At 68.5% G+C, this 15,180-nt stretch carries 13 protein-coding genes; 5 read left to right on the top strand and 8 right to left on the bottom strand.

The features are described 5' to 3' along the window. Positions 1 to 12: 12 nt before the first annotated feature. Both SALPAC6_RS0114225 and SALPAC6_RS0114215 read left to right on the top strand, forming a co-directional pair. A complete protein-coding gene (locus SALPAC6_RS0114225; protein ID WP_018254067.1) occupies positions 13 to 978 on the top strand; it encodes an FAD-dependent oxidoreductase in 966 nt (321 codons plus the stop codon). Between the two features lie 128 nt (positions 979 to 1,106). After that, positions 1,107 to 1,709 (top strand): AfsR/SARP family transcriptional regulator, encoded by a 603-nt coding sequence (locus SALPAC6_RS0114215; RefSeq protein WP_223874328.1) that lies wholly within the window; start codon positions 1,107 to 1,109, stop codon positions 1,707 to 1,709. A 142-nt stretch (positions 1,710 to 1,851) separates the two neighbouring features. On the opposite strand, the gene SALPAC6_RS27825 is transcribed toward SALPAC6_RS0114215, so the two are convergent. The 4 genes from SALPAC6_RS27825 to SALPAC6_RS0114195 all read right to left on the bottom strand — a co-directional run bounded on the left by SALPAC6_RS27825 (position 1,852) and on the right by SALPAC6_RS0114195 (position 5,025). Further along, complete coding sequence (locus SALPAC6_RS27825; RefSeq protein WP_080636060.1) at positions 1,852 to 2,367, bottom strand: hypothetical protein; 516 nt, start codon at positions 2,365 to 2,367, stop codon at positions 1,852 to 1,854. Between the two features lie 19 nt (positions 2,368 to 2,386). After that, on the bottom strand, positions 2,387 to 2,749 hold the full coding sequence (locus SALPAC6_RS31270) for a DUF2637 domain-containing protein (protein WP_223874329.1): 363 nt from the start codon (positions 2,747 to 2,749) through the stop codon (positions 2,387 to 2,389). Between the two features lie 495 nt (positions 2,750 to 3,244). Continuing rightward, entirely contained in the window at positions 3,245 to 3,901 is a 657-nt protein-coding gene (locus tag SALPAC6_RS0114200) for a response regulator (RefSeq protein WP_018254062.1), read from the bottom strand. Further along, on the bottom strand, positions 3,898 to 5,025 hold the full coding sequence (locus tag SALPAC6_RS0114195; protein WP_018254061.1) for a sensor histidine kinase: 1,128 nt from the start codon (positions 5,023 to 5,025) through the stop codon (positions 3,898 to 3,900). Before SALPAC6_RS0114195 ends, SALPAC6_RS0114200 begins: the two co-directional genes overlap by 4 nt. A 111-nt stretch (positions 5,026 to 5,136) precedes the next feature. On the opposite strand from SALPAC6_RS0114195, the gene SALPAC6_RS0114190 reads away from it, so the two are divergent. The 3 genes from SALPAC6_RS0114190 (at position 5,137) to SALPAC6_RS0114180 (ending at position 9,183) form a co-directional block, all read left to right on the top strand. Further along, the gene (locus SALPAC6_RS0114190) at positions 5,137 to 5,916 is read left to right on the top strand and encodes an ABC transporter ATP-binding protein (protein ID WP_025619743.1); all 780 of its coding nucleotides are present in this window, start codon (positions 5,137 to 5,139) and stop codon (positions 5,914 to 5,916) included. After that, complete coding sequence (locus tag SALPAC6_RS0114185; protein WP_020493587.1) at positions 5,913 to 8,366, top strand: FtsX-like permease family protein; 2,454 nt, start codon at positions 5,913 to 5,915, stop codon at positions 8,364 to 8,366. Before SALPAC6_RS0114190 ends, SALPAC6_RS0114185 begins: the two co-directional genes overlap by 4 nt. Positions 8,367 to 8,487: 121 nt before the next feature. Beyond that, positions 8,488 to 9,183 (top strand): response regulator transcription factor, encoded by a 696-nt coding sequence (locus tag SALPAC6_RS0114180; RefSeq protein ID WP_317889029.1) that lies wholly within the window; start codon positions 8,488 to 8,490, stop codon positions 9,181 to 9,183. A 5-nt stretch (positions 9,184 to 9,188) separates the two neighbouring features. Here the strand turns inward: SALPAC6_RS0114180 and SALPAC6_RS0114175 are convergent, their stop codons facing one another. From SALPAC6_RS0114175 to lanM, 4 genes are read right to left on the bottom strand one after another with little or no spacing between them, the layout of a single operon-like run. After that, positions 9,189 to 10,214, bottom strand: coding sequence for an MsnO8 family LLM class oxidoreductase (locus SALPAC6_RS0114175; RefSeq protein WP_018254057.1), 1,026 nt, complete (start codon positions 10,212 to 10,214; stop codon positions 9,189 to 9,191). Positions 10,215 to 10,227: 13 nt separating this feature from the next. Continuing rightward, on the bottom strand, positions 10,228 to 11,988 hold the full coding sequence (locus SALPAC6_RS0114170; RefSeq protein ID WP_018254056.1) for an ABC transporter ATP-binding protein: 1,761 nt from the start codon (positions 11,986 to 11,988) through the stop codon (positions 10,228 to 10,230). Next, positions 11,969 to 12,571: a lanthionine synthetase LanC family protein gene (locus SALPAC6_RS30790; RefSeq protein ID WP_026189666.1), complete on the bottom strand. Its 603-nt coding sequence runs from the start codon at positions 12,569 to 12,571 to the stop codon at positions 11,969 to 11,971. The genes SALPAC6_RS0114170 and SALPAC6_RS30790 overlap by 20 nt, the downstream gene beginning before the upstream one ends. Beyond that, complete coding sequence (gene lanM, locus SALPAC6_RS0114160) at positions 12,495 to 15,161, bottom strand: type 2 lanthipeptide synthetase LanM (RefSeq protein WP_080636058.1); 2,667 nt, start codon at positions 15,159 to 15,161, stop codon at positions 12,495 to 12,497. Before lanM ends, SALPAC6_RS30790 begins: the two co-directional genes overlap by 77 nt. Positions 15,162 to 15,180 lie beyond the last annotated feature (19 nt).

Below are 15,180 nucleotides of genomic sequence, written 5' to 3'. Positions count from 1 at the left end.
TACGGTCAAACGATGACGAGCACCGATCTTGACGCTCTGGTCGTCGGCGCTGGCGTATCCGGCCTCACCACCGCCATCTGCCTCGCCGAAGCCGGGCTGCGGGTCCAGATCTGGGCAGCCGAGTCACCCGAGCGGACCACCTCGTACGCGGCCGGGGCGATGTGGGGTCCGTACCTCGTCGAACCTGTCGGCCGGGTACGTGTCTGGAGCGCCCAGACGCTTGACGTCCTGCGGCAACTCGCGACCGACACGGCGACCGGTGTACGGCTCGTCTCCGGCGTCGAGGCGTCCCGCAAGCCGGTCGAACCGCCGGAGTGGGGAAACGAGCTTGATGGATTCAGGATGTGTGAGCCGGACGAGTTGCCGGACGGCTTCGCCACCGGGTGGCGCTACACGGCTCCGCTGGTCGACATGCCGGTTTACCTTGGCTACCTGCGAGAGCGGCTCCGGAAAGCTGGCGGCGAGATCGCGATTCGTCGGGTCGACTCACTCGATGAGACCGTTGATGTCGCCCCAGTGGTCGTCAACTGCACCGGGATGGGCGCCCACGACCTCGTACCCGACCCCGACCTGGCCCCGATCCGCGGGCAGCTCGTCGTGGTCGACAACCCGGGCATCACCGAGTTTTTCTCCGAAGACACCGGGCTCTCACCGGACCTGCTGCACTTCTATCCGCAGGGCGAGACACTGGTCCTCGGCGGCACCGCCCAACCCGACGCGTGGAACCCGCGGCCCGATCCGGACATCGCCGCAGCGATCGTCGCACGCTGTGCCGAGATCGAACCGCGCCTTCGTAGGGCCCGGGTCATCGAGCACCGAGTCGGCTTAAGGCCCACCCGACCATACGTACGCGTCGAAGAGCGCCGAATCGATGGCACCAGGGTGATCCACAACTACGGACACGGCGGAGCCGGCGTCACCCTCTCCTGGGGGTGCGCCCTGGAAGTTGCCTCCTCTCTGGTCAGGGTGTCTGGCTGATCTCATCGATGAACGACGCCGAACCCGGGAATTCACCCGGGACTGCCCCCGTAGTCGGCGCTGACGCACCTGGAGGCCACCCGACGCACCGACCGGCCAAAGAGAAAGCCGCTGCCGGAGCGCACCGGGTGCGTGTCCGCGTACTCGGCCCACCGACCATCCTCGGGGTCCCCGCCGGCCAACACCTCCGCCCCCAGGCCCTGGAGTTCCTCGTCTACCTCATCGTCCAAGGAGGCACGGCCCACCAAGACGAGGTCCTCGACGACCTCCTGCCCGAGCCACCGCACCGGTTGGCAACCCAGCGGCTGCACACCTACACCTACAACCTGCGCCAGGTCTTTCGCTCAGTCGGCGGGAGCGTCGCATGCCTGCAGCTAAAGCGACACCGCTACACCCTCAACCGCGACGCCTTCGACGTAGACCTGTGGACCATGCGCGACGCCGTCACCGCCGCGAAAAGGGTCACCGAACCCGTACCCAACGTCGCCGCCCTGCACCACGCGGTCACCACCTACTGCGGACCCCTCGCCGCCAACACTGGATACCCGTGGCTCGCACGACACCAGGAAGCTGTCGCGCGTGAGTTCGTGGCCGCAGCCATCACCCTCACCGAAGCGCTCACCGAGCAACTCGCTGAAGCCAGAACTGTCCTCGAACTTGCAGTCCACCAACACCCGGACGACGAACTCCTCGCCACCGCCGCTGCGGCGATCCGAGACCGGGAGAGCTGACCGGCCCATAGCGGCATGTCACTCTCACAACCAGAAGTGCCCTGCACTACCAAACCGGCTCCTGTCAGATCCTGCGAACGCCTCACCTTCGGGTTATTGAAAAATTGTCCGAACAGCTGATGTGGATAGCAGGGCAGATGCCCTAATTCGGATATTCCGGCGCGCCGGAAGCGCCCTGTCCCGCAGCTGAGCCACTGGCCAACGGCCGGAGGTCGATGGCTATCCAACACAGCCTGAAGGGCGGACCGGGTTGTGGCTTCCTGCTCGATCGCGTATCCCCGGTGCAGACAGCGTTTCGCGAAGGTGCCGACCTCCTCCGGGCGTTGTGCGAGCTGCTGCAGGTGGTTGCGGCTGTGGGCGTTGAGGGCCGACCTTCTTCGTGTGGCACGGTGCCGACATCCACGATGTGAATGGTGGTGTCCGACCGCAGTTTGTCGTGGATGCGGACGCCGCCGAGGTCGGCATCCGTGCAAATGACGACCCCGGAGGTCTGCTGCGCCGCCTGGACGATCATCGACACGACGGCGTCGGGCGGCTGCCCGTGGCACCAGACGACCGGCAGATCGGCCCGGGCGTCACAGGCCGCTTCGGCCGCCTGCCGGTGCTCCACGGCCAGCAGGACATCACCCGGCCCGGTGACGGTCAGTCGCGGCAGCATGTGGGGGATGAGCCGGATGTCATGCGGCCCGAGCTCGCCGACCGGTCAAGGACGGGAGCCGTCGGTGGTGTGCAGCAGGATCGGGCCGCTGAGCCCGATGTAGGGTTGCGGGCCACGTCGAGTGCGATGAGTGTCTCAGCGCCGCCGCCGGCCATGCCGCCACGATCCGCGCGCCGAGGCTCGGCGTGGCGGCGATGTTCGCCGCCACGCTGGCCACTGCCCTAGCCGCGAACGCCGTACGGGCCGACCACCGCACCCTCCGACCGGCAGGCTTGTCCTCGACCCTGGCCGCCGACGCGACGACCAGCATCCCGTCAACCGACCGCGGCAATACACAGGCGACCTCAGGACGCTCACCGAACCTCAACGCCACGGCGGCCATATGACTCCACGACGACAATCAGCAATCCCGGCCCCGCACCGTGCTCACGTCTTGGGCAAGCCGGGTCGGCGTCATCGAAACCACCCCCACCCCGAGCCGTCGCTCGATGGCCTGAACCTCGACGGGTCCACGGACGGACGCCGCTGATGTCCAGCCGCGTCTGGACATCAGCCCATCGCCGCCACCGCCGGATGACTTCGCTCGCGTCGAGACCGATGGCTCTCGCGATGTCCGTCAGGTCCGCGCCCGCCCGTAGAGCGGGATGGATCACCGAGGGTTGCCAGCGAGTCCACCAGGGCAATACTGCGGCGGACAACGCCAACTCCACCAAGACGTCCTCACGGCCGGATTCCTGTGTCCGAGCGACGGCATGGTCATGAAGATCGAGAAAGCTGGAATGAGATGATCTCTTCCGCATCGGCGAACCGCACCGGCTGCTCGGTCGGCCGAGTCAGGGTCACCGGGCACCGCCCGACACTCGTGGGCTGGGCAAAGTCAGCGGACGGCGCCGTTGCGGTAGGCCCAGATCACGATGTTGACGCGGTCCCGGACGCCGAGTTTGGCCAGCACCCGGCCGACGTGCGTCTTCACGGTGACCTCGGCGAGGTGCAGCCGCTGGGCGATCTCGGCGTTGCTCGCTCCCGCCACGATCAGGTCGAACACGTCGCGTTCCCGGGCCGTGAACCCATCGATGGCGGCGGTCGTCCGGGTTGGCCCTGGCTCGGTCCGACTGGCGACCAGCCGTCGGGTGGTCGAGGGTGCTATGACCGATCCGCCTCGGTAGACAGTGCGGATGGCTGCGGTGAGTCCTTCGGCGGTCGCGTCCTTGAGCAGGTAGCCACTGGCTCCGGCGCTGAGGATCCGGGTCGCGTAGTCGTCGTTGTCGTACGTGGTCAGCGCGACGAGTTTGGGGGTGGGTCCGGGGGCGGCGAGGATGGCGCGGGTGGCGGTGATCCCGTCGGTGTGCGGCATCCGGATGTCCATGAGAATGACGTCTGGATGGTGCTCAACGGCAAGGGCGACCGCCTCCGCACCGGTGGCGGCGGTGGCGACCACCCGCATGTCGGGGGCCGAGTTTACGACTAGGGCGAATCCGGTGCGGACGAGGTCTTGGTCGTCGGCGATGAGCACCGTGATCAGCGGCTCGGTCATGACCGCCTTCCCTCCTGGGCGAGTGGCCATGTGGTGGTGACCGTGAACTCCGCGTCGGCGGTGATGGCGCAGGTTCCGTTGAACAGGGTGCATCGCTGCCGGATGCCGGAGAGGCCCTGCCCCTCCACCAGCACGCTGCTGTCCTGCCCGGTCAGTGGGCTCGTCACGGTGACGGTGAGTAGCCGGGGCCGCCAGCGCATGTACAGGTGCGCCTGTTGCCGTGGCGCGTGCTTGATGACGTTGGTAAGCGATTCTTGGATCACCCGGTAGACGGCGAGGTCCGTGCCGGGCCCGAGGGGCTGCTCGGCGCCGTCCGTCGTCACGGTCGTTTGGAGACCGGCGGAGGCGACACTGGTCAGCAGCGCGGGTAACTCGCGCAGCCCTTTGGCGTCCAGATCGTCGTCGTCGCGGTCGACCACCGTGAGCAAGCGTTTGACGTCTGCGAGGGCCTCCCGACCGGTGCCCGCGATCCGGTCGAACAGTGGACCGGCGACCACGGCGTCAGCGCGGGCGGCGACCCTGCCGCCCTCGGCCTGGGCAATGATCGAGGCCAGGGAGTGCGCGATGATGTCGTGCATCTCCCGGCTGATTCGGGTTCGCTCCTCGTGCACGGCGAGCTGGGCGCGCATGGAGCTGTCCTGCTCGGCGAGTCGCCGACGGCGCTCGGCGTGGTCGACGGCACTGCGCTGCTGGCGCTGCATCAGGCCGGTCGACCATGCGGCGAGCGACGTTGCCGCGATCAGGACGCCGGGCAGCATGGCACCGAGCCGCCGGTCGTGCAGAGCGTAGCCGGCCACCACCAAGGCCCCGGCCGCGCCGAGCAACAAGCCGGCGTGGCGCAGCCGGTCCGCCGCGTACGCGGCGACCGCGTGGATGGCGACCAGGCCGACGAGGTCGCCGGGGAACAGAAAACGGTGCACCACCAGCACGTGCGTACCCGAGATGACTGCCACGAGGGCGAGCATGGTCAGCGGCGCGACACGGCGGATCGCCAGCGGCACTGCGACCGCCGCCGACCAGTACCAGTCCGGTAGACCGGCGAGGCCAAGCAGCAGACAGCCGGCCACTGCGGTAAGCGCGATGCCGGCGTCGACCGCCAGCGTCTGCTTCGTCTCGACCGGCACTCCCCCAGCGTAGGCAGCGGCCCGCCACAACGGAATCGCGGTCTTCCCGGACGATACCGAAGCCTTGAGACCAAGGTATCGGTCGCGGACGAAACTCGATGCCGGGGACGGATGTGTCCGGCCGTGCGCTTCCCTACGGTCGGTGAGGTGAAGACGCAGACGAAGCGTGCCGACATGGTCAGTTGCCGGAACGTCCGCAAGACGTACGGTGCTGGCGAGTCCGCGGTGCGGGCGGTGGACGGAGTCTCCGCCGATTTCGCGGCCGGCGAGTTCACCGCCATCATGGGCCCGTCCGGCTCCGGTAAGACGACCCTGATGCACCTGTTGGCCGGGTTGGACACGCCCACCGAGGGCTCGACCAGTGTGGCCGGTACCTCGTTGGCTGGCCTGGACGACCGAGCCCTGACCGACTTGCGGCGGGACCGGATCGGCTTCATCTTCCAAGCGTTCAACCTGCTGCCCACACTGACCGCCCGACAGAACATCACGCTGCCACTACGGCTCGCCGGCCGGCCGGTCGAACCGGCGCGGCTACGGGTCATCACCGACGCGCTGCAGATCGGCGACCGGCTGGAACACCGTCCTGCTGAGTTGTCCGGCGGACAGCAGCAACGCGTCGCGGTGGCACGAGCCCTGCTGGCCCAGCCCGCCGTCGTCTTCGCCGACGAACCCACCGGCGCGCTGGACATCGCCACCGGACGGGCCCTGCTCGGTGGCCTGCGCGACGCGGCACAGCAGTACGGGCAGACGATTATCATGGTGACCCACGACCCCGGTGCGGCGACGTACGCCGATCGGGTGCTGGTAATGGCCGACGGTCGCATCCATGACGAGCTACGTCAGCCAAACCGGGACACCATTCTGGCCTCGCTGGCCTCGGTGACGGTATGACAATGATCTTCGTACTGGCCTGGGCGCAGGTCCGCACCTACCCGGCACGGTTGCTGGCGATCATCGCCGCGGTGCTTCTGGCGACCGGCTTCCTCGCCGCCACGGCCACCTTCGCCGCCACCTCGGGCGAAGGGCTGCGCCTCACCGCGGCGGCACCGCTCACCACGGCCGATATCGTCCTCGACGTGGATAGTTCGGTCCGCGACCCGGGCTGGTACCGGGCGGTGGCGGCGGTCCCCAACGTCCGCAGCGTTGACCCACAGTACGCACGCACAGTCAGCGTCTTCGGCGGCGACCGACGCGGTTCGGCGAACGTGCAGAGCCTGGCCTCCACCGCCGCCGTCCGCTGGTTCGACCTGGACCACGGCTCCTGGCCGACCGGAGCCGGGCAGGTCATCGCGGATCAGCGGACACTCGACGAGCTCGGCGTGGGCGTCGGCGACACGCTGACTTTCCGGCAGGACGACGGGCAGCCGATGACCGTCACCGTGACGGGCTCGACCGACCTGGGGTTCCGGCCATTGACCGGCTCGTCGTTCCGCTTCTACGCTGACCCAGCGTTCTTCCCTGGCGACGTCCCGCCTGCGGCCCTGGTCACGATCGACGACCCGAACCGCATCGCGGACACCATCGATGCCATCAAGCGCGCGCTGCCGGCGGGCACCTCGGCGATGAGTGCCTCCGTCGCGGCCGACCAGGCCGCCGCGCGCTTCGCCGGGGGAAACACCCAACTGATCGTACTGATGCTGACCTTCGCTGCGGTTGCCCTGCTGGCCTCCGTCCTGGTCATCGCCAACACCTTCCACGTGGTGATCGTCCAGCGGGTCCGGCAGATCGCCCTGCTGCGGCTCGTCGGTGGGCACCGGGGCCAGGTGAGCCGGGTACTACTGGCCGAGGCCGCCATCACGGGCACGGTCGGCGCACTCGTGGGCGCGGCGGCGGGGATCGGCGTCGGCTACCTCGGCGCCGACCTGCTGGACATCAGCGGTGGTGGCCTGCGGGTGAATCCAGTGGCCCTGGTGGGCAGTGTGCTGGTCGGGATCCTGGCCACGCTGACCGCAGCCTGGCTGCCGGCGCGACGCGCCACCCAGGTCGCGCCGGTCCGAGCCCTCCAGGAGGCCGCCGAACCGCCGGCTGGTGCGGTCCACGGCGGGCGTCGCCTGGTCACCGGCGCCGCAATTGCGGTCATCGCCATCGCGGTGCTGACCGTGGCGGGAATCGGCATCTCGCTGCCACTGGCCCTCGTCGGTGGTCTGCTACTGGCGGCCGGTCTCCTGATCGCCCTACCCCGGCTGATCGCGGTGCTGTTGCCGCCGGTCGCCCGGCTGCTGGAGCGCTTCGGAGTCGCCGCCGGCCTGGCCGGGAGCAGCCTGAGCCAGAACGCCCGGCGGACCTCCGCGGCCGCGATGGCCGTGGTGGTCGGCTCGGCCCTGATCGCCTGTCTGGCCGTGGCAGCTACCACTGGACGGGCCACCGTGGACGCGGACCTGGAGGCGCGGTACCCGGTAGCGGTAAGCGCGCGCACTGACGGCGGTCCCGTCGACCGCAAAACGGTCAGGGCTCTCGCCGCGATACCGGAGCTGTCCGTTACGGCCACGGTGGGCACCGTGGATGCCGAGTTCTCCGACATCGGGAAGGCGACCCCGGCCCGGCTCGCTGCCCTGCCCGCCGCACTGGCCAGCCGGCTGGCGCCCGAACTCACCGCGTCCGCCGGCCCGCCGGTCCTGTTGTTGCCCGGCGCCTACCTGGCTGCACGCGGCCTGTCAGAAGGCAGTCCGGTGAGCGTCGGCGTGGGAAACCGGACGCTGCAGTTCGTCGCCCGCGCCTCCCGACTAGCCGACACCACCGGGCATCTGCTCGGTGTGACCTCCGCCGACACGCTCACGGCCCATGGTGTGACGGCGGTCCCCACGGAGGTCTGGGGGGTGGCACGTCCCGGGTTCGACCGTGCCGCTCTTGCCGACAAAGCGAACGCAGTCGCGGCCCGTGACCCGGGAGTGGAACTGGGCGGCGGCATCACCGAGGGCAGCGACATCGCCGACGTGCTCGCCATCCTGCTCGGGCTGTCGCTCGCGATGCTCGGCGTGACCGTGATCATCGCGCTGCTCGGCATCGCGAACCTGCTGGGCCTGTCGGTCATCGAGCGTACGCAGGAGATGGCCCTGTTGCGGGCGCTCGGCACCCGGCGCGGACGGCTGCGGGCGGTGCTCGCGATCGAGGCGGTGACCATCACGCTGGTCGGTGCCGCCACCGGTGTCGTGATCGGCGCTCCGGTGGGCCTAGTCGGGGTGACCGCCACCGTAGGCACGACGGCCACACCGGTCATCCGGCTGCCCTGGGCGCAGCTGGCTCTGCTGCTGATCGCAGCTGTCGTGACCGGGGTGCTGGCCAGCGTGGCGCCGGCCCGGCGGGCGACAAGGATCGCCCCCGCGCAGGGCCTGACGCGCTAAACATAACCCTAAAGTGAATTTCCCCACCGTGCACATAGGAGTCATTGCTTTGAATTGAGGCGATCAGATAATATCATTCTGTATCGCGACCATAAACGCAGATGCGTTTGCAGTCGACAACGTGTGCGGGGGTAACGCTGTGACGGACGTTCTGGTGGTAGGCGACGAAGTCCTGGTGAGTATCGGCCTCAAGATGATCCTGGAGACCGCTGGTGGTTTCGTCGTGGCGACCTCGGTCGGGCGACACGCGCGATCGGCGGCAGAGGAATGTCGGCCGGCTGTTGTCCTGGTCGACGCGCAGACCGCCAAACCGCACGGCGTGGCTATCCTGAACCAGCTCTGCACGCTCACGCCACCGCCGACGGTCGCCATACTCACCGCGTTGGCACCGTCCGAAGTGGTCGTCGAGTCACTACGAGCAGGCGCGTCCGGCCTCCTGCTCAGGGACAGCGAACCGGAACAGTTGGTCGTTGCGGTGCGGGCGCTCGCTACCGGGGCCACCGTGCTGGCACCCGAGGTATGGTCGGTAGTCCTCCGGTCGAGCGTCCCCGGACTGACGGCTGACGACAAGGTCGAGCAACTGACCCAGCGCGAGCGAGAGATTCTAAAACTACTCGGCCTCGGGCTTACCAACGCGGGCATCAGCCGGCAGCTTTTCCTTAGCAATTCGACAGTCAAGGATTGTGTCAGCGGTATCCTTAACAAACTCGGGGTGGTCAATCGGGTTCAGGCTGCGGTGTGCGCCTATGTCGCTGGCCTGACGGCCGATGACCTGGCCCCACCGGCCGACCTTGCCTACTGCGCCGCTCGCCGGTGAATCGTTCAATCAGCCTGGCCGGCTCCCGCCAGAAGCGCGAACTCAGTGGCCAACAACTCATACGAGCGTTGCCGCGCGGTCGCCCCCGGGCAGTTGGTGGTGAGAATGACCTCCGGCACGTCGTACACCGTCTGGAGCCGCCGGATCTCCGCACCCACCTCTGGGGCTGTACCGGAGATCTGTAGGAACGGCCGCTTCGAGCGCAGTGACCGGTCCTCTGCGGTCAGGGTGTATCGGCCGACGTCGGCCAGGCTCGGCGCACCGCCGCGATAGTCGTCGTCGAGCTGCACCTGGGCGCGCCAGCCGGTGGTACAGGACATCCAGAAACAGGTGCCCAACTCCTCCGCTCGGGCGGCGGTGTCGGCGCAGAGCACCCGCAGCGCGAGCATCGCCCGCGGTTCATCCAACCAGGGTGACGGCCGGAATGCCTCTCTATAGACAGCGATCGCCTTGGGACTCTCCTCGGCCGCGATGAACTGGGCGAAACAGAACGACAGGCCTAGCATGCCGGCCATCCGGGCGCTGCCCTCTCCAGAACCCAGCAGCCATGGCGCTGGCGGCTCTGCCACCTCTGGGGTCACCGAGACCCTGGTGACGGCACGCGAATCACCCAGGAAGCCGAGAAGACGGCCGATCTGTTGAAGGAACGCCTCGTCGGTGGCCAACGCGTACGGGTTGAGCAACCCCGCCATGGCCGTCGGGCCGCCGACGCCCCGGCCGAACCCGAGGTCGACCCGGTCCGGGTACAACGCCGCCAGGATCCGAAACGTTTCAGCCACCTTCAACGGGCTGTAGTGGGGCAGCAGGACGCCGCCGCTGCCCACCCGGATCCGCGAGGTGGCCGCTGCGGCGGTGGCCACCACAATTTCCGGCGAAGCGCAGGCGTTTGCCGCGCTGCCATGATGCTCGGCCACCCAGAAGCGGCGGTATCCGAAGGACTCCACCGCTCGGGCGAGGTCGACCGATTCCCGTACTGACTGCGCCGGGCTGCCGTCGCGGAACACCGGAACCTGGTCCAGAACGCTAAGCATGCGTGTATCCCTTTCAGCTGAGCAGTTGGCGGGTCGCGAATTCCTGGTAGAGCCGATCGGTGGTGATCAGCTCGTCGTGTCGTCCAGCGGCGACCGTCCGACCCGCGTCGATCACCACTATCTGGTTGGCTCTGGCGACGGTGGCCAGCCGGTGCGCGACGACCAGCACGGTACGGCCCGCGGCCAAGGCCGCCAGGGTGGTTTGGAGCGCGTGTTCGTTGCGCGCGTCCAGGTGGGCAGTCGGTTCGTCAAGCAGCAGCAGCGGCGCCGCGGTGAGCAGGGTCCGTGCGACCGCCAGGCGTTGCCGCTCCCCACCGGAGAACAGCAGCCCGGCGTCGCCGACCGGCGCGTCCAGGCCGGCAGGACTACGCGCCAGCGTCTCCGCCAGGTTCACCGCGTCGGTCACCCGCCAGATCGCCGACTCCGCGGCGTGTGGGGCGGCCAGGGTGAGGTTGTCCCGGACCGTCCCTGCCAGCACCGGCGCCTCCTGCTCCACATACCCCAGGGCGGCTCGCAGTTCTGCCAGCGGATAGTCACGGATGTCCCGGCCACGCAGACGGATCGAGCCGCCGGAGACTTCGTACAGCCGGGCAATCAACGCCAGGATTGTGGACTTTCCCGCACCCGAAGGACCGACCAGGGCTGTGGTGCCCCCGTCGGGGACCCGGAAGCTGACCTCCCGTAGTACCTCGGTGCCGTTGGGGTAGCGGAAAGAGACTCGGTCGAATTCCAGCAGCGGCTGTGCCCCGCGGTAGCGGGCCGCCGCGACGGGACGGGCTGGCATCGTGCGGTCCTCGTCGGGCAGATCCAGGATCTCCTGGATCCGAGTTACCGCTCCCAGGCCGCTCTGAACCTGTGCCACTGCTTCCCCAACCTGCGCCAACGGCAGGGCCAGCGTGAACAGGAAGAGAGTGAACGCCACCATGTCACCGACCGACATCGCCTCCTGGGCGACGCGGTAGCCGCCGACGCCGATCACCGCGACGAAAGAGCCCTGCATTGCCAGCTTTACGACGGGACCGACCTGGGCGGTGACCAAGGCCAGTTGGACGCCGGCTGCCCGCGCCCGGTCGGCTACCCGGACCACCTGGGCGGCCTCCCGCCGGGTCGCGTTGGCCACCCGGATCGTCCGGATGGCACCCAGGGCGCGGGTCACGGCGGCGGTCAGTCCGCCTACCTCCGCTTGGAGGGTCTCGCTGAGGGCACGCAGGCGCTTACCCAACATGCGTACCACCACCGCGCCGATGAGCACTGGGACGAGGCTGACCCCGAGCAGCAGCGGGTCGATCAGGACCATGGCGACCATCGAGCCCAGCACCAGCAGCAGCCCACTAACCAGATCGACCATGCCTGAGGCGACAACCGAGCGTAACTGGGTGGTGTCGGTTCCCACCCGGGACGCTAAATCACCGGCTTGTCGCTCGTCGTAGACGCTGACCGGTAACCGGAGCAGATGCTCGATCAGGGTGCGTCGGGCGGTGAACACGATCGACTCGCCGGTGCGCTGCAACAGGAACTGCTGCACTGCGCTCAGTCCCGCACCGGCCACCATGACGACCAGCACCGCGACCGCCGCCGCGCCGTACGGCTCAGATGCCTGGACCGCCGTCAGCACCCGGCGGATCAGGAACGGCTGCACGAGCTGGACCGCCACCCCTGCCAACGCGGACAAACCAACAACAACCAGCGCGCTGCGGTGCTCGACCACGCTGCGGTGCAGCAGACGGTGGGAGCGCCGACCGCCATGCACCGGCTCAGCGCGCGTCGCGGTCACGAGGGCTTTCAAGCCAGGACACGACAGGGACGTCCTGCGGCCAGGCCAGTCGCAGCAGGCTCAGGCAGACCCCGGCGGAGCCGAGCATCAGGCCGGGCATCTCAAGCCCTCCGGTGAGCCCGCAGCGCACCCCGCTGTCCTGGATGTCACGGACCACCGAACCTGCCAGCGCGTCGTGACCGGCCTGCCCGGCCCCGGTTCGTTCCGCAAGGTCAAGCAGAGCGAGGGCACCGAAGTCACCGTGGCAGAGGCTGTGATTGTGCCCGAAGCCGTGGGTTGACACCAGCGCTACGGCTGCCCGCGCCTCCTGCGTCAGCTGTTCGTCCCGGTGGTGCCGCTGGATCAACAGCCGGGAGAGCCCGATGCCGGCCGCGCCATGGCACCACAGGGCGGGGTGCCCGTCGACGTCGGCCATCTCCGGGCGCAGGTCCCGCCATGCCCTGTCGGAAGGCACGTACAGGCGGCGGTCGAAGGCGACGGCCCGACCCGCCAGTTCACGCAGCGCATCATCGCCGAACTCCTCCGCGAGCGCGTACAGCGGCCAGGCTATGCCGGCCGATCCGTGCGAAAACCCGCCGAGCATCACCCCGGTGCGGGGTGGCGTACCAGCCGGCCGTGCCCTCGACATCGACTGCGGACCCGGCCAGCCGTTCACCGCAGATGGCCGCTATCTCGCGCAGAGCCGGAATGCCGTGCCGTCGGTACAGGGACAGCGCGACCACCGCAGAGCCGGCGAGGCCAGCGATCAGATCGGGGCACTCTTCCCGGGTGACGCACTCACGCAGCCAGGGCAGCGCGTCCTCGACCGCCGCCAGGTAGGTCGGCTCCCCGGTGGCGTGGGCGACGTGATCGAGCGCGTAGAGCAGCCCGGCGATGCCGCTGTACGCGCCGACTGTCTCCACGATCCGGTGCTCGGCAAGGTAGCGGAGATATCCGACCACCGGCCTAGCCGCCCGGTGGGCCAGGTCCAGATACCGCTCGTCGCCCAACTGCCGGGCGGCGTACGCGAAAGTGAGCGCCATACCGGCGACGCCATCGTAGAGGCCGGTGGACAGCGGCTTGTAGCTATACGTCTCCTGGTCAATGCCTTCGATGCTGATACCGATCCACCCAGCGTCGTCAACCCCTAGGACGGCCTCGTCGGCCAGCCTACCCGCGATTCGATCGGCCAACTCGGCAGCCATCGGCCGGTCGAGGCTCGCCGTTCGGGTCTGCGGCGAGACCGACCGGACCGCAGCTCGGGGCGCCGCCATCGTGCCCATCGAGTCGCGGATGATCCGTACTTGCGCGGCGCGATGGACCGGCCCGAATCGTGCCAGTCTGTCGGCGAGCACGACGGTCCCGGCTGCCTGGAAGAACTCGCGATCAAGAACGGCGGCGGCCGTGCCGATCTGCCGGCTCCCGGCGAAGGTGCGGAAGCAGGGGACGTCGCCGTTGAGCAGTTGACGCTTTTCCGACTCGAGGAGCGGAACGAGGTCAGGGCGAGCGGCCGCTGCAGTCCACAGCTTGTCGAGCAACCGGTCTCGATCCCGGGCATCGCGTAGGTAATCGGGATGGTAGCTCTCGGTCAGAAATACGCTGTAGCGCCGCGTGGGACGGGCGAGGTAGCGGATCTCCACGTTGCGGAAGCCGGTGAGCAGCCGGTCGAACCCGTCGCGATGTGCGGTTATGATGTCGTACGCTTCGAGGAATCCGGCGACAACGTCCTCAACGTGCTCCGAGGGATCAATACCCGAACCTGACAGCGTCGGGCGATTCCGTGCGCCGAGCATCGTCGCCTCGACCGCTTCGACCCGTGCCGTGTCGGTGTAGAGGTCGACGATCATGGGCACCGGTCGGGGCGCGGTCTGGGGTTCCCCACCGCCGAGCGCACTCACGTCGACGCCTTGTCGCCGCCGACCTCCAAACGCCCGCGCGGGGAGGATTCCGATCGCCAGTACGCTCTGGTTGAGCAGGTCCACGGCGCGGCCGTACGCGTCGTCCGGAATACCGGCGGGGTTTCCGGGCTGTAGCAGCGTCTCCAGATCGATCGGACTGAACGACGGGCCCGCAGCGATCACGTTCTCCATGTGCATATCAACCGCGCCCAGCAACAGCATCGCCGCCAGTACCGAGCCCGCTCCCCGGTAGAACCGAGTCAGCTCGGCCGCGTCGGCGCAGGGCCGGGGGCGGATGAATTCGCACCAGCCGTGGGTGCCACGGTTTAGGACCCGCGGGGCCGTCACGGCGGGCGTGACTCCGAGCCGATTTAGTTCGGCCACCGTGTCGGCGTACGCGTTCTCGGCGGAGACCGGCCGCGGCTTGTAGACGAGGTCGGTGCCGTCGGCGAAGGTAAGCTGGGCCACCGTGCGGCTGCCGTTGTGCGGGTCGCCCAGGTCGAGCCGGACAGCGGTCACCACATCAGCCGTCGGCGGGAGCAGACCGGCGGCCCGCAACAGTTCCTCGTCCGCGGCGAGCCGTGCCGATAACTCGGCGACGTGATCCACCCATCCTCGTCCACACTCGACCAAGCAGCGGCCGAGCACCGGGTACTCGTCGAAGAGCGCGTTCAGATAGCGGGCGTCCGAAAGTAGGACCTCGTCGTAATGGTCGTAGCGTTGCTCCGGGGTGGCACCGGTCAGGCGGCCGTGCACTCGGGCGACATTGAGCTCCAGCAGCAGAGTCCGGGTGCAGATGGTGAGCAGCCGATTCGCCAGGCTTTCCAGCAGCGGCCGGCGCAGCCCTCCGGCGGCTGGCACCAGACCGAGGGTAGGGCCAATCCGATCCCGCAGCCGCTGCTCGTAGTAGCCGAGAAACCGATTGAGTAGGCCGGCGAAGGGTATGCGGTCGAGGCCCTGGGACCACAACTTCGTGGACAGGTCCAGCCCGGCAACGTCCTTGGTCTCGGTGGCCAGGACGGCGACCAACTCTGCCGTCCAGTCCAGTACGTCTTCGCCAACCTCGAAGTCCTCGCTCTCGAGCAGCTGACCGAACGCGTCGCGGGTGAGTCCCATCTCGCGTAGTCGGAGCGCGAATACGCGTTCGTCGAGAAACGCGGAATCGCGCCACGCCTCGATCAGCGGACCCACCGATCGGACCGGCGCCATGTCATGCACCGTGACATCGATCGAACGTTCGTGCAGATAGGCACTCATCCGGGAGGAAGGAATGGTGATCTGACTTACAAGCGACATGGCTCTCCTGCGGAAAGGG

This window comes from Salinispora mooreana (genome assembly GCF_000379065.1).
In the GTDB taxonomy this organism is placed as follows: domain Bacteria; phylum Actinomycetota; class Actinomycetes; order Mycobacteriales; family Micromonosporaceae; genus Micromonospora; species Micromonospora mooreana.
The sequence above is the reverse complement of the archived record's forward strand: the minus strand, read 5'-3'. Positions and strand labels throughout refer to the sequence as shown.